Source organism: Burkholderia sp. JP2-270 (assembly GCF_003233675.1).
GTDB lineage: Bacteria > Pseudomonadota > Gammaproteobacteria > Burkholderiales > Burkholderiaceae > Burkholderia > Burkholderia pyrrocinia_C.
In genome coordinates, this window is sequence record NZ_CP029825.1 from 2919755 (window position 1) to 2932551 (window position 12797).

11 protein-coding genes and 2 pseudogenes are annotated in these 12797 nt (G+C 67.4%); 4 read left to right on the forward strand and 9 right to left on the reverse strand.

What is annotated here, in order from left to right:
• Positions 1–21: 21 nt before the first annotated feature.
• Both DM992_RS31360 and DM992_RS31365 read right to left on the reverse strand, forming a co-directional pair.
• Positions 22–1605 carry an NAD(P)/FAD-dependent oxidoreductase gene (locus tag DM992_RS31360; RefSeq protein WP_111020010.1) on the reverse strand — a complete coding sequence of 528 codons (1584 nt, stop codon included), beginning with the start codon at positions 1603–1605 and terminating at the stop codon, positions 22–24.
• A 247-nt stretch (positions 1606–1852) separates the two neighbouring features.
• Positions 1853–2524, reverse strand: a complete 672-nt coding sequence (locus DM992_RS31365; RefSeq protein WP_111020011.1) for a lysoplasmalogenase — start codon at positions 2522–2524, stop codon at positions 1853–1855.
• A 406-nt stretch (positions 2525–2930) separates the two neighbouring features.
• Here DM992_RS31365 and speB point away from each other — a divergent pair, with 406 nt between their 5' ends.
• Complete coding sequence (speB, locus tag DM992_RS31370; RefSeq protein ID WP_096474026.1) at positions 2931–3899, forward strand: agmatinase; 969 nt, start codon at positions 2931–2933, stop codon at positions 3897–3899.
• A gap of 308 nt (positions 3900–4207) precedes the next feature.
• On the opposite strand, the gene DM992_RS31375 is transcribed toward speB, so the two are convergent.
• Positions 4208–4582, reverse strand: coding sequence for a MerR family transcriptional regulator (locus tag DM992_RS31375; RefSeq protein WP_111020012.1), 375 nt, complete (start codon positions 4580–4582; stop codon positions 4208–4210).
• A 100-nt stretch (positions 4583–4682) separates the two neighbouring features.
• Here DM992_RS31375 and DM992_RS31380 point away from each other — a divergent pair, with 100 nt between their 5' ends.
• A complete protein-coding gene (locus DM992_RS31380; RefSeq protein ID WP_111020013.1) occupies positions 4683–5510 on the forward strand; it encodes an SDR family oxidoreductase in 828 nt (275 codons plus the stop codon).
• A 200-nt stretch (positions 5511–5710) separates the two neighbouring features.
• Here the strand turns inward: DM992_RS31380 and DM992_RS31385 are convergent, their stop codons facing one another.
• The 4 genes and pseudogenes from DM992_RS31385 to DM992_RS31400 form a co-directional block, all read right to left on the reverse strand.
• Positions 5711–6691: a sulfonate ABC transporter substrate-binding protein gene (locus DM992_RS31385; protein WP_111020014.1), complete on the reverse strand. Its 981-nt coding sequence runs from the start codon at positions 6689–6691 to the stop codon at positions 5711–5713.
• Between the two features lie 124 nt (positions 6692–6815).
• Positions 6816–7658, reverse strand: a complete 843-nt coding sequence (locus DM992_RS31390) for a MerR family transcriptional regulator (protein WP_111020015.1) — start codon at positions 7656–7658, stop codon at positions 6816–6818.
• A 9-nt stretch (positions 7659–7667) separates the two neighbouring features.
• Positions 7668–8231, reverse strand: coding sequence for a GNAT family N-acetyltransferase (locus DM992_RS31395; protein ID WP_111020016.1), 564 nt, complete (start codon positions 8229–8231; stop codon positions 7668–7670).
• A 98-nt stretch (positions 8232–8329) separates the two neighbouring features.
• Positions 8330–8584, reverse strand: a pseudogene (locus DM992_RS31400) (helix-turn-helix domain-containing protein); the annotation flags it as partial.
• Between DM992_RS31400 and DM992_RS42985 the strand changes: the two are divergent.
• Positions 8580–8864, forward strand: a pseudogene (locus DM992_RS42985) (MFS transporter); the annotation flags it as partial. The pseudogenes DM992_RS31400 and DM992_RS42985 overlap by 5 nt on opposite strands.
• Positions 8865–8989: 125 nt before the next feature.
• Here the strand turns inward: DM992_RS42985 and DM992_RS31410 are convergent.
• Positions 8990–9883: a LysR family transcriptional regulator gene (locus DM992_RS31410; protein WP_111020503.1), complete on the reverse strand. Its 894-nt coding sequence runs from the start codon at positions 9881–9883 to the stop codon at positions 8990–8992.
• Between the two features lie 131 nt (positions 9884–10014).
• Here DM992_RS31410 and DM992_RS31415 point away from each other — a divergent pair, with 131 nt between their 5' ends.
• Positions 10015–11013: a quinone oxidoreductase gene (locus tag DM992_RS31415; protein ID WP_111020502.1), complete on the forward strand. Its 999-nt coding sequence runs from the start codon at positions 10015–10017 to the stop codon at positions 11011–11013.
• Positions 11014–11112: 99 nt separating this feature from the next.
• On the opposite strand, the gene DM992_RS31420 is transcribed toward DM992_RS31415, so the two are convergent.
• Entirely contained in the window at positions 11113–12627 is a 1515-nt protein-coding gene (locus tag DM992_RS31420; RefSeq protein ID WP_111020504.1) for an MDR family MFS transporter, read from the reverse strand.
• Positions 12628–12797: the final 170 nt, after the last annotated feature.

The window sequence follows — 12797 nt, forward strand, 5'->3', positions numbered from 1 at the left end:
GTCGTTGGCTCCTTGTCTGGCTCAGGCCGCTTCGGCGGAAGTGGATGCGGAAGCGGCGGGCGCGGCGACCGGCCGCGCGATCGTGTCGTGCTGCGGCGCGCGATACGCGTGGTAATCGGCGATCGAGAAGCGCGCGGTTGCCTGGCGGAAGCGCCACGTGAAGCCCGGCCACAGCGTCGTGTTCTTGCCCGTGCGCGGATCGAGATACCAGCTCTTGCAGCCGCCCGTCGACCAGATCGCCTTCTTCAGCTTGTCCTGCAGGTCGCTGTTGAACTGCGCCTCGACGAGCGGGCGCACCTCGATCGCATCCGCGCGCTCGCGGTGCATCGCCTGCAGCGCGCCGAGGATGTATTCGATCTGCGACTCGATCATGAACACCATCGAGTTGTGGCCGAGGCCCGTGTTCGGGCCGACGATCATGAAGAAGTTCGGGTAGCCGGGCAGCGTCGAGCCGAGATACGCGTGCGCGCCGTCGCGCCATGCGTCGACGATGTCGAGGCCGCCGCGGCCGACGATGGCGCCGCGCGGATACGGATCGGCGACCTGGAAGCCGGTGCCGTAGATCAGGCAGTCGACTTCATGGCGGCGGCCGTCGGTCGTCACGATCGCGTCGGCCTCGATATGGTCGATGCCGGTCGTGATCACGTCGACGTTCTTGCGCGACAGCGCCGGGTAGTAGTCGTTCGAGATCAGCACGCGCTTGCAGCCGAGCGTGTAGTTCGGCGTGACGGTCTTGCGCAGCTCCGGATCAGGGATCTGCTTGTGGATATGGCGCAGCGCGAGCTTCTGCACGTTCTTCATCAGCGACGGATGGATCGCGAAGCCGAGCACGCGCGATTCGAGCATCCAGTAGATGCCGCTGCGCACGACCTTCTGCGTGAACGGCAGCGTGCGGAACAGCCATTTCTCGAACCGGGTCAGGTTGCGGTCGGGCTTCGGCATGATCCACGGCGGCGTGCGCTGGAACAGCGCGAGCTCCTTCACGCGCGGCGCGATCTGCGGCACGAACTGGATCGCGCTCGCGCCGGTGCCGATCACCGCGACGCGCTTGCCTTCGAGCGCGTAGTCGTGATCCCACTGCTGCGAATGAAACGCGCGGCCCCGGAAATTCTCGACGCCGGGAATCGCCGGCAGCGCGGCGCGTGACAGGCCGCCCATCCCCGACACCAGCACGCGCGCGCACAGTCGCTTGCCGTTCGCAAACGTGAGGCGCCAGCGCTGCGCGGCCTCGTCGTATTCGGCGCGCTGCAGCTCGTGGTTCAGGCGCAGGTGCGGGCCGATCCCGAAGCGCTGCACGCAGTCTTCCAGATACGCGCGGATTTCCGGCTGCGGCGCGAACATGCGCGTCCAGCGCGGGTTCGGCGCGAACGAGAACGAATAGACGTGCGATTGCACGTCGCATGCACACCCGGGGTAATGATTGTCGCGCCACGTGCCGCCGACCGACGCGGCCTTCTCGAGGACGACGAAGTCGGTCACGCCTGTCTGCCGCAGGCGGATCGCCATGCCGAGACCGGCGAAGCCGGTGCCGATGATGGCGATGTCGATGGATTCGTCCAGGCCGTCGTGGCCGGGCGGACCGAAAGGCAACGTGCGAGCATTCATCCGGGTGTCTCCGATTTGGCTCATTTTTTAATGTTACATTGGTTGATGTAACGATAGTGGGTGAGCCCGGAAACCGCAAGAGGCTAGAAGCGGCCCTCTAAGGGCCGGAAACCAGGCGGGAAAAGGCTAAGCGGGGTTTGGAACAGCGCACTTTCCGCAATACGGGATACGCGGAAAGGCTCGTCGACACGAGCGGAGCGGGGCGGAGACGAGACCGCCGGCGTGCGGCGGTCTGTTTGAAACGGAATCAGGGGCGGATCGATCGGGCGGCCGTCTCATGGAAAACCCCGGCCACGATCGTGACCTGCGCGAGCGCGTAGAGGCCCCAGATCAGGTAGTCGATGCCTGGAAAACCGCCGAGGAACCGGCCGACGCCGATCAGCGTATCGGAGCCGACGAAGATCAGGCTGCCGACGGCTACCAGCGCGCCATGCGTGCGGGCGGCGAGCGCGACGCTCGCCATCGCGCACAGCACGAGCATGTAGACGGCGACCGGCGCCAGCAGCTCGCCGAGGTGCGGCAGGAAGGCGAGGTAGAACGCCGGCGCGGCGATCCACAGCACGACCAGCGCGACGATGCGCCAGCCGTGCGGCCGCGCGCGCCAGCGGAAGAAAATCGCGCAATAGAACAGATGCGTGAGCAGGAACGCGCCGAGGCCGAGGACGAACGACAGCGGCCAGTCGGGCAGCGCGAGCAGTACGTCGCCGAGCACGGCCGTCGCGAGCGCCGCGCACAGCCACGCACGTTCGCGCGCCGCGCCGCAGGTGCTGCCCGCCGCGAGCAGCAGGAGGCCCATCGCGGCTTTCGCGGCGGCCTGGCCCGGATAGGGTGCGGCGGCGAGCGACAGCCCGTACAGCAGCGCCGCGGCGACGGCGAGCGGCCAGAGCCGGCGGTAGGTGGCGGGAAGCGTGGCGATCAAGGCGGGTGTCTCCGGTTTGTTGTTGTCTGCGGTGGACGGCGCGCCGTCGAGGGCGCGGCTGCGGCCATTATCCGGAAGAAAGGGCGGGCGAAAACCGGCGAATCCTTCTAGGACGCGGTCGGGATGGCACGTGCAGGTGTGTGCCCGCCGCCGCGATCCGGTGCTGCCGGGTGGCGATGCGCGGGCGTTGCCGCTGGATTTTTTCAACGCGTTGCCCCTGCTGAACCGGGGCAACGGCTCCAATTCGGCTTGCTATGATCGCCGCGGTATTGCCGTTGTCGTTGTCCCGCCCGGCCGCGCGACTGGATGCGCAAGCCGATGCGTGCCCGATGAATCCACGCCGTGCCCGGCCCGCGCGCCCATGCAATGCGGGGCGGAGCCGGCTCCGACTAAAACAGGTCCGACCATGACCGAACTTCTCCATGGCGACGGCGCGATCCGTCGCACGACGCCGTACGGCTCCTCCATCGAAAACACCTATGCGGGCGTGCTGTCGTTCATGCGCCGCAACTATTCGCGCGAGCTCGACGGCGTCGACGTCGCGATTTCCGGCGTGCCGCTCGACCTCGCGACCACCTATCGCTCGGGCGCGCGGCTCGGCCCGGCCGCGATCCGCGCGGCGAGCGTGCAGCTCGCGGAGCTCAATCCGTATCCGTGGGGCTTCGATCCGTTCGACGATCTCGCGGCCGTCGACTACGGCGACTGCTGGTTCGATGCGCACAACCCGCTGTCGATCAAGCCCGCGATCGTCGAGCATGCGCGCACGATCCTGCGCTCGGGCGCGAAGATGCTGACGCTCGGCGGCGACCACTACATCACGTATCCGCTGCTGGTCGCGCACGCGGAGCGCTACGGCAAGCCGCTGTCGCTGATCCATTTCGACGCGCACTGCGATACGTGGGCCGACGACGATCCGGACAGCCTCAATCACGGCACGATGTTCTACAAGGCGGTGAAGGAAGGGCTGATCGATCCCGCGACGTCGGTGCAGGTCGGCATCCGCACGTGGAACGATGATTTTCTCGGGATCGAGCGGCTCGATGCTGCGTGGGTGCACGATCATGGTTCGCGCGCGGCGGTCGAGCGGATCGTCGACATCGTCGGCGCGCGGCCCGCGTACCTGACGTTCGACATCGACTGCCTCGATCCGGCGTTCGCGCCCGGCACGGGCACGCCGGTCGCGGGCGGGCTGTCGTCCGCGCAGGCGCTGGCGATCGTGCGTGCGCTCGGGGCGGTGAATCTGGTTGGGGCGGATGTCGTCGAGGTCGCGCCTGCTTATGATCATGCGGACATTACTGCGATCGCGGCCGCGCATGTCGCGTGCGATTTGCTGTGTCTGTGGCGGCAGAAGAAGGTGGCGGGTGCATTGAAGTAGGGCTGCGCGCACGGTCACGCGATGCGAAAGGCCGGCGGGTAGGGGCCCCGCCGGCTTTTCTTCATGCGCTGCGCGTGACTTCGCCGGATCGATGGCCGTATGCTGATTGCCCGCCGTGGGTCAAGCAAAAAAGTTCAACGCGGAATTCCTTGATGGTGCTTTCCAACTGCGCATTCAACCCGTCATTGCAACACGCCTTGCTGCCATGCAGCCTCAAGTGTGTTGCATCGACGGGTGGAATCCGCAACCCAAAGCGGCCATTGACGTTCCTGTTCGGCGCAGCATGACACTTGCACGGCCGCGATTCATCACGCTATTTCTTCTTCGACACAATCGCTGCCAACTTTGGCCAACGCATTCAGCAGCCCTGTTCGCAGCGTGATCAACGCAAGACTCTTGGCGTCGAGTTCGGCGAGTTTTGCTTGCAGGCACGCGACCTTTTGGTCAACGCCGAACGTCGGACTTTCCCATACATGGACAACGTCGCGAATTTCCGCCAGCGTGAAGCCCAACGCCTTCGCGTGGACGATCAGCCTTATCCGCTGTAACGAAAGTTCTGAATAGCGCTTGTAAGTGTTCGTCGCGTTAGGTTGCGTTGCTTTGTCCAGCAGACCCATGCGCTCGTAGTAACGGACGGTGTCGCGCGATACACCCGCCCGCTTGCATAGCTCGCCGATGCGCATGCTGCCTCCAATCAATGTCGTGGAGCGTCATTTACGCTTGACCGTTGCCTATAGTCAACGGTTTAGAGTGCAAACTCCCGTTCCACTCCATCAGCAAGCTATGAGTAAATCATTCGATTTTGGCGGAAAAACAGCACTCGTCACCGGTGCATCGTCGGGTATCGGACGCGCGTTTGCCTATGCGTTGGCCGAACGCGGTGCGAGACTCCTGCTGGTCGCACGCTCTCACGACAAGCTGCGCGATCTGGCCGCGGAACTGCGACGCGACTATGCGTGCGACGCCGATTTTCTGACGGTCGACCTGAGCGCGGCCGACGCCGTCGACACGATCGATCGTCATCTGAAGGAGACCGGCACGTTCGTCGATGTGCTGATCAACAATGCGGGCTTCGCAGCTTACGGGCGCTTTGAAACGATTCCGTTGACGCGCCAGCGCGATGAAGTTCTGGTGAACTGCATCGCCGCGATCGAGCTGACTCATCTTCTGCTGCCGGGGATGCAAGCGCGATCCGATGGCGCAGTCATCAACGTCGCGTCAACCGCGGCATTCCAGCCCGATCCGTATATGGCCGTCTACGGCGCGACGAAGGCCTTTCTCCTGTCATTTTCGGAAGCTGTTTGGGCTGAGAACCGGCATCGGGGCATCCGGGTCGTCGCGCTATGTCCTGGCGCGACGCAAACGGCCTTTTTCGACGTTGTTGGCGCGAAGGAGGCTGCTGTCGGCGTGCCGATGCCGGTCGCGAACGTGGTGCGGGATGCGTTGTGGGCGCTCGATCGCAATCTGAGCTATCGGGTTGTGGGGGCGCGAAATCGGCTGCTGGCGAACTTGCAGAGACTACTGAGCCGTCATATGTCGGCTCGGCTCGTCGAAAAAATCCTTCGGCCAAGAGAAGATCAGAGTCTCGCGGCAACAGATCTCAAGGCTTAGGGCTGCGCCGTTTCCAGATGGAGGTCTCTCGACGTCGCTATCCGCAGATCGTCTTCGGCGGATAGCGAGCAGCTGCAACTGGCCGAACGCTGACAGTTCGCCCCACGTTCCCCGAAAATTCGAGAAGAACCCAAAAACGCCGACGGGCAGGGTGCCCGTCGGCGTTTCTCGAATGAGTGCGCGTTGTGCCGTGTCGAGCGTTACTTCGCGGCGAGCGCGCTCGCCACGCGTTTATCGCTCCAAGCATTGTCCGCAACACTCAGCTTCTGTGGAATCAGCTTCGCTGCATAAAACGCATCGGCGACACCCTGCTGAACCGCGATGATCTTTTCGTCGACCGGCACCGCACCGAACGGCACGCGCTTGATCCACGTCTCGACGAGCGGCAGCGGTAGTCCGACCTTCGGCGCGATCAGCGCGGCGGTCTCGGCCGGATGCCCGTTGACCCACAGGCCCGTCTCGTGTGCCTGCTTCAGGATCGCGCCGACCACGTCGGCATGCTGCTCCGCGAAATCGCGTGTCGCCTCGTAGAAGTTGTTTGCGGGCGTGAGGCCCATGTAGTCGGACAGCGTGCGGATCTTCAGCGAATTCTGCGCGGCCGCGTAATACGGATCCCAGACGGCCCACGCGTCGACGTTGCCGCTTTCGAACGCGGCGCGCGCGTCGGCGGGCGGCAGGTACACGGGGCGGATCTCGTCGTAGCGCACGCCGGCCTTCTTCAGCGCTTCCAGCAGCAGGTAGTTCGCGCTCGAGCCTTTCTGCAGCGCGACCTTCTTGCCGCGCAGCTCGGCGAGCGAGCGGATCGGCGAATCGGCCTTCACGAACACGGCTTCGTTGTGCGGCGACGGCGGTTCCGCGCCGACGTACACGAAGCGCACGCCTGCTGCCTGCGCAAACACGGGCGGCGGCGCGCCCGTGTAGCCGAAGTCGATGCTGTTCGCGTTCAGCGCTTCGAGCAGTTGCGGGCCGGCGGGGAATTCGAACCACTGCACGTTGTAGCCGAGCGGCTTGAGCCGCGCTTCGAGCGAGCCCTGCGCCTTGATGATCGACAGCAGGCCGGCCTTTTGATAGCCGATGCGCACGACCTTGTCGGCGCCGCCCTGCGCGAAGGCCGACGCGGCGGACAGCGCGACGAGCGTGACGGCGGCGGTGCGGGTGATCCAGCGGGTGAAACGAATCATCGAACGGACTCCATGCGAAACGTCTTCGGGAGAGCGGCCGGTGCCGCTCGGTTGGAAGAATCGTCGCATGGGCGGTTGCGCCCGCAAACGAAGCATTGCCGATAAGAATATGACGGCGGCGGCCCTATGCTTTGTCGTCGTCGCCTTGCGTATCGGGCGTGCCGGACTGGCGCGCGGCCTCGTCGTCGCTGAGCTTCTTGTCGAGAATCGTCGCAACGCGGCCGCCGAGATACGCGCTCGCCGCGGTTTCGAGCGCGCGGTTCGTTTCGCCCTCGACGAACACGGCTGCGAGCGGGCGCAGGCGCCAGATCGCGTCGACCAGTTCGGGTACGTCGGTGGCGGGCGGCAGCGTGTCGGCGTCGTAGCGGTCGAGCCGCTTCACGACGAGATCGACGAGCAGCCGCGCGATCGCGTCGAAATGCGGCCGCGCGAGGCTGATCACGTCGAGCAGCTCGCGCGGCGGGATCCCTTCCTTCGTCATCGCGGCGGCCGCCTCGAGCAGCGCGGGGCTCTTCGCGACGAACGACAGGCCGTGCCGTTCGAGCAGGCCGAGCTCGGTCACGCGCGAAAGCTGCGTGGTCGCCTGCGTGCCGAACATCTGCGCGAGCGCGGCGAGCGAATAGGTTTTCGGCAGTTCATGCGACCAGCGGCCGCCGATCGCGTTTTCGAGGCCGAGGATCGAGCGCAGGTCGTGGCCTTCGTCGATCGCCTTGATCAGGTCCTGGATGTTCGACAGCGTATAGCCGCGCGCGAGCAGGTGGTTGATCAGCTTCAGGCGCGCGACGTGCGTGTCGTCGTAGATGCCGACGCGCCCGCGCTTCTCGGGCGGCGCGAGCAAACCGCGATCCTGGTACGCGCGGACGTTGCGCACGGTCGTGTCGGACACGCGCGCCAGTTCGTCGACAGTGTACTCGTTGCGGGAATCCGCCGCGGCCTCGTCAGGGATGGAATGAGTCTGTTTTGACATGCGGCCATTCTAGCGCGACGCGGCGGGCTCGGGCGACGCGGGGAGCGTGCGTGCGCCGTCGCCGAGCGGGCGCTGCAGCAGCGCCGTGTCGATCCAGCGGCCGTGCTTGAAGCCGACCGCCTTCAGCGTGCCGGCCGGCTCGAAGCCGAGCGCGCGATGCAGCGACGTCGAGCCACCCGTGCCGCCGTCGGCGATCACCGCGATCATCTGCCGCCACGGGCCGGCCTCGCAGCGCGCGATCAGCGCCGCGAGCAGTGCGCGGCCGATCCCGCGCCCGCGCTGCGCATCGTCGACGTAGATCGAATCCTCGATCGTGAAGCGGTATGCACTGCGCGTGCGGTACGGCGTCGCGTACGCGTAGCCGGCCACGCGGCCGCCGCATTCGGCGACGAGATACGGCAGCCCGTGGTGCAGTACCGCGTCGCGGCGCGCGCGCAGCTCGGCGGCGTCGGGCGGCGTTTCCTCGAACGACGAGACGCCGTGGCGGACGTGGTGCGCATAGATCGCGTGGATGGCGGCGAGATCGGCTTCGGTCGAATCGCGGACGATGCAGGCGGCTGACGTATCAGACATGGCGACGGGGCGGCAGGGTGGGGATGCGGGCAAACCATGACTATGCGGGCGATCGCCTGGCGCGTAAAGCGGCGGCCGCATTCCCGGCGCCGCGGCGTTCAGTTCGGCGGCCGCTTCTTCTGCGGGTCGCGCGGCAACTCGTCGAAGCGGGCGAAGTCGTACGCGGAAAAGCGGCCGAGGTGCCCGAAACCGAACGTCAGCGCCGTATCGGTGATGCTGGCCACCGGGTCGGTCAGCAACTGCACGCGTGCGGCGTCCAGCCGGATGTTGCGCAGCAGTTCCATCGGGGTCGCGCCGTGGTAGCGCCGGCACAGCGCGTTCAGCGTCCGCAGGCTGACGCCGGCCGCGCTGCTGTTCGTGCTGGTCGGCCTCGCGGGTGCGTCGACGATCGGCACGCAGATCGTCAATTGCGCGTATGCCGGGCAGTTCCATCCGATGGCGATCCGCTCGACCGGCATCGGCTGAACGCTGGGCGTGCGCCGCAGCGGCGCGATCCTGGCGCCGATCGTCATCGGTTTGCTGGTCGGCATCGATCTGCCGCTGGAACAGAACTTCATGGCGATCGGGCTGCCCGCGCTGGCATCGGCCGTCGCGGTCGGCCTGATCGATCATCGGCGCTCGGCGTCGCATCGCGATCGCCCGGCCAGCGCCGGCGAGCGTCAGGCGTTGCCTGTCCGTCCTGAGCGGCGCATCGGCGGGGCGCAGCCAGCGGGGGATCACGGCCGGACCGCAACGGCGGTTCCGAAGGGGTTGAGGCGTCAGAGTCGCCCGTCCGCCGCGCGCACCGCGTCCGCGATCGCGTCTGCGACGCGTTGCACGCGCGGCGAGCGGCGCACGTCCGGATGGACGACGAGCCAGATCTCGCGCTCGATGTCGCAGCGCGGCGCGGAAGTCAGCTCGACGAGCGGCGCGGGTGCGGACGACGGTGCCGCACCGGCTTCGGCGAGCGAATCGTCGACGAGAAACCGCGGCAACAGCGCGACCCCCGCGCCGGCGACGCACGCGCGATGCAGCGCCGCGAGGTCGTTCGCGACGAACGCGAAACGGCGCCCGGCCGCGAAGCGTTCGAGCCATTGCTGCTGCGGTGTCTGCGCGAGCGCGTCGTCGTAGCCGACGAACGGCCAGGTGTCGGGCGGCGCGTCCGCCCATTCCGGAGACGCGCACAGCGCGAAGCGCATCGTGCCGAGCCGGCGCGCGGCGAGCCCCGGCTCGCTCGGCCGCGACAGCCGCACGGCGAGATCGGCTTCGCGCGCATACAGGTTCGCCGCATGCATCTCGCCCATCAGGTCGATCCGCAGCGCCGGCCATGCGCGCTGCGCGCGGGCGAGCCGCGGCGCGAGGAAATGGCTGGCGAACACCGGCGAGGCCGACACGCGCACGACGCCGTCGAGCGCCGCCGCACCCTGCGCGGCGCGCGCGAACGCATGTGCATCGGTTTCGACGCGCGCGGCGTGCTCGGCGAGGTGCAGCCCTTCGTCGGTCGGCGGCCAGCCGCGCGGCAGCCGGTCGAACAGCCGGATGCCGAGCGCGGATTCCAGCGCGTCGATGCGCCGCGCGACGGTCGAATGCTGGACCTGCAGCGCGCGTGCGGCGGCCGACAGGCTGCCGCCGCGCATCACCGCGAGGAAGGTGCGGATGTCGTCCCAGCTCATCGGCAGCGCGGACGCGGGAACGGGATCCTGATCGGTCGAATTTTGCACAGTAGTTGGGCGTTTAACGGGAATTCCGGTCGATTATGCACGATGGGATGATCGTGTCACTTCATTCGATTGCGAGGAACGTCATGACCCAAACTGCTACCGCCATCCGGATCGGGATCGACCGCTACGGCGACGCCGGCGTGCTGCGCCGCGTCGACACGCCCGTCGCGCCGCCCGCCGCCGGCGAGGTGCGGATTCGCCAGACCGCCGTCGGCGTGAATTTCGTCGACATCTATTTCAGGACGGGGGCGCACGCATTGCCCGCGCTGCCGGACGCGCTCGGCGTCGAGGCGGCCGGCGTGATCGACGCGGTCGGGCCCGGCGTGACGGATCTCGTGCCGGGCCAGCGCGTCGCGTATGCGGGCATGCCGACCGGCAGTTATGCGAGCCTGCGCACGATGCCGGCCGGGCGCGTGCTGCCGATACCCGACGGCCTGAGCGACGACGCGGTCGCCGCCGGATTGCTGAAAGGAATCACCGTCTACATGTTGTTGCATCGCGTCCGGCAGGTCGGCGCCGGTGACACGGTGCTCGTGCATGCGGCGGCCGGCGGCGTCGGCCTGCTCGCGACGCAGTGGGCGCGCGCGCTCGGCGCGCGGGTGATCGGCACGGTCGGGTCGGCCGCGAAAGCCGCGCTCGTGCGCACGCATGGCGCCGACGCGGTCGTCGATTATCGCGAGGAGGATTTCGTCGCGGCCGCGCGCGCGTTCGGCGGCGGCACGGGTGTCGATTACGCGATCGACGGGATCGGCGGCGACGTGCTGACGCGCACGCTCGGCGCGATCCGTCCGTTCGGAATGGTCGCGAGCATCGGGCAGGTTGCCGCGATCGGTACGCGCCAGACGGTCGATCTCGACGAGCTGGGGCCGGCCCGCTCGATCGCGCTCGCGCGGCCGAGCGTGCTCGGTTTCATCGCGCGCGACGTCACGGGGTATCGCGAAGCCGCGCGCGCGACGCTCGAACGGCTGGCAGGCGGGATGCACGTGGAGATCGGCGCGCGGCTGCCGCTCGAACAGGCGGCCGATGCGCACCGGCTGCTGGAGTCGCGTGCGACGACGGGCGCGGTGGTGCTGGTGCCGTAACGACGGGCCGCGGCGGATCGGTCGCGATGCGGGGCAACGGGCCAAAAGTCGCGGCGTGGCGCGCTTCCGGTGCCGGCCGCGGCGCGGCTCGCATGCCGATCAGTTGTGCGTGCGCAGCGGCGCATCCTCGACGAACCACGCGAGCACGAACGCGATCGCGACCACGGTCGCCGCCGCCAGATACACGACGTGCAGCGAGCCCGCGAACGCATGCAGGTACGCGTCGCGCACCGCGTCCGGCAACTGGTGCACGACACCGGGGCCGAGCGCCGGCGGCAGCTCCGTGCCGGCCGGCAGCGCCCGCAGCATCCGCGCCTGCAGCCCGTGCGAGAACAGCGCGCCGAATGCCGCGACGCCGATCGAGCTGCCGATCGAGCGGAACAGCGTCGCGCCCGATGTCGCGACGCCCATGTGCCGGAACTCGACCGTGTTCTGCACCGCGAGCGTGAGCACGGGCATTACCATCCCGAGGCCGATCCCGAGCAGCGCCATGTACGCGTACATCGTCTGCAGCGGCGTATCGAGCGACAGCGTCGACAGCAGCGCCAGCGCGATCCCGCCGATCAGCGTGCCGACGATCGGAAAGATCCGGTACGAGCCGAGCCGCGAGATCAGCCGGCCGCTGATCACCGACATCGCGAGCATCCCGCCCATCATCGGCAGCAGCTGCATTCCGGCCTGCGACGGCGTCGAGCCTTTCACGACCTGCAGGTAGAGCGGAATGAACGTGACCGAGCCGAACAGCGCGGTGCCGACCACGAAGCCGATCAGGCCGACCAGCACGAAGGTGCGATGGCGGAACAGTTCGAGCGGAATGATCGGCTCGGCCGCGAGCCGCTCTTCGTAGATGAAGCCGCCGATCGCGACAAGGCCGAGCACGAGCGTCATCCACAGTTGCGGCGACGTCCACGGCAGCAGCGAGCCGCCTTCGCTCGTGAACAGGATCACGCAGGTGAGGGCCGTCGCGAGGAACGCGGCGCCCATGTAGTCGATCCGGTGCTTCACGTGCGCGGTGTGCGGCCGGAACGCGATGCCGATCACCGCGAGCGCGAGAAAGCCGAGCGGCAGGTTGATCGTGAAGATCCAGCGCCACGACAGGTGCTCGACCAGAAAGCCGCCGAGCAGCGGGCCGACGATCGTCGCGAGGCCGTAAACGCCGCCGAACATCCCCTGATAGCGCGCCCGGCGATCCGGCGGGACCAGATCGCCTATCGCCGCCATCGTGACGACCATCAGGCCGCCGCCGCCGAGCCCCTGCAGCGCGCGCAGCACGATCAGCTGCGTCATGTCCTGCGCGATCCCGCACAGCGCGGAGCCCGCGAGGAACAGCACGACCGCGGCCTGCAGCACGATCTTGCGGCCGTACAGGTCGCCGAGCTTGCCGTACAGCGGCAGCACGACGGTGGACGACAGCAGGTACGCGGTGACGACCCACGACAACTGGTCGAGGCCGCCGAGCTCGCCGACGATCGTCGGCAGCGCGGTCGACACGATCGTCTGGTCGAGCGCGGACAGCAGCATGACGAGCAGCAGCGCGGCGACGATCAGCCCGGTCGGCGCGTCGCGGCGGGCCGTCTCGGCGGCTGGCGGGGTAAGGAGGGTGTCGGTTGTCATCGAGATATCTGCCATGGCAGGGAGTTGGTCGAAATATAGCGACCAATGATTGACTAGTCAATTTCTGCCCAGCCTCGGTATGTTGCAGCCGTAACAGAAGATTGCCGGTGCGAAAAATTGACCGGGATCAGACGAAAAGCGGGGCCGGACTCAAGTTTTCTGCAGGCAAA

Coding starts and splice junctions, on each gene's coding strand:
- DM992_RS31360 (WP_111020010.1), bottom strand. CDS start 1,605: ATGAATGCTCGCACGTTGCCTTTCGGTCCGCCCGGCCACGACGGCCTG.
- speB (WP_096474026.1), top strand. CDS start 2,931: ATGACCGAACTTCTCCATGGCGACGGCGCGATCCGTCGCACGACGCCG.
- DM992_RS31375 (WP_111020012.1), bottom strand. CDS start 4,582: ATGCGCATCGGCGAGCTATGCAAGCGGGCGGGTGTATCGCGCGACACC.
- DM992_RS31380 (WP_111020013.1), top strand. CDS start 4,683: ATGAGTAAATCATTCGATTTTGGCGGAAAAACAGCACTCGTCACCGGT.
- DM992_RS31385 (WP_111020014.1), bottom strand. CDS start 6,691: ATGATTCGTTTCACCCGCTGGATCACCCGCACCGCCGCCGTCACGCTC.
- DM992_RS31390 (WP_111020015.1), bottom strand. CDS start 7,658: ATGTCAAAACAGACTCATTCCATCCCTGACGAGGCCGCGGCGGATTCC.
- DM992_RS31395 (WP_111020016.1), bottom strand. CDS start 8,231: ATGTCTGATACGTCAGCCGCCTGCATCGTCCGCGATTCGACCGAAGCC.
- DM992_RS31410 (WP_111020503.1), bottom strand. CDS start 9,883: ATGAGCTGGGACGACATCCGCACCTTCCTCGCGGTGATGCGCGGCGGC.
- DM992_RS31415 (WP_111020502.1), top strand. CDS start 10,015: ATGACCCAAACTGCTACCGCCATCCGGATCGGGATCGACCGCTACGGC.
- DM992_RS31420 (WP_111020504.1), bottom strand. CDS start 12,627: ATGACAACCGACACCCTCCTTACCCCGCCAGCCGCCGAGACGGCCCGC.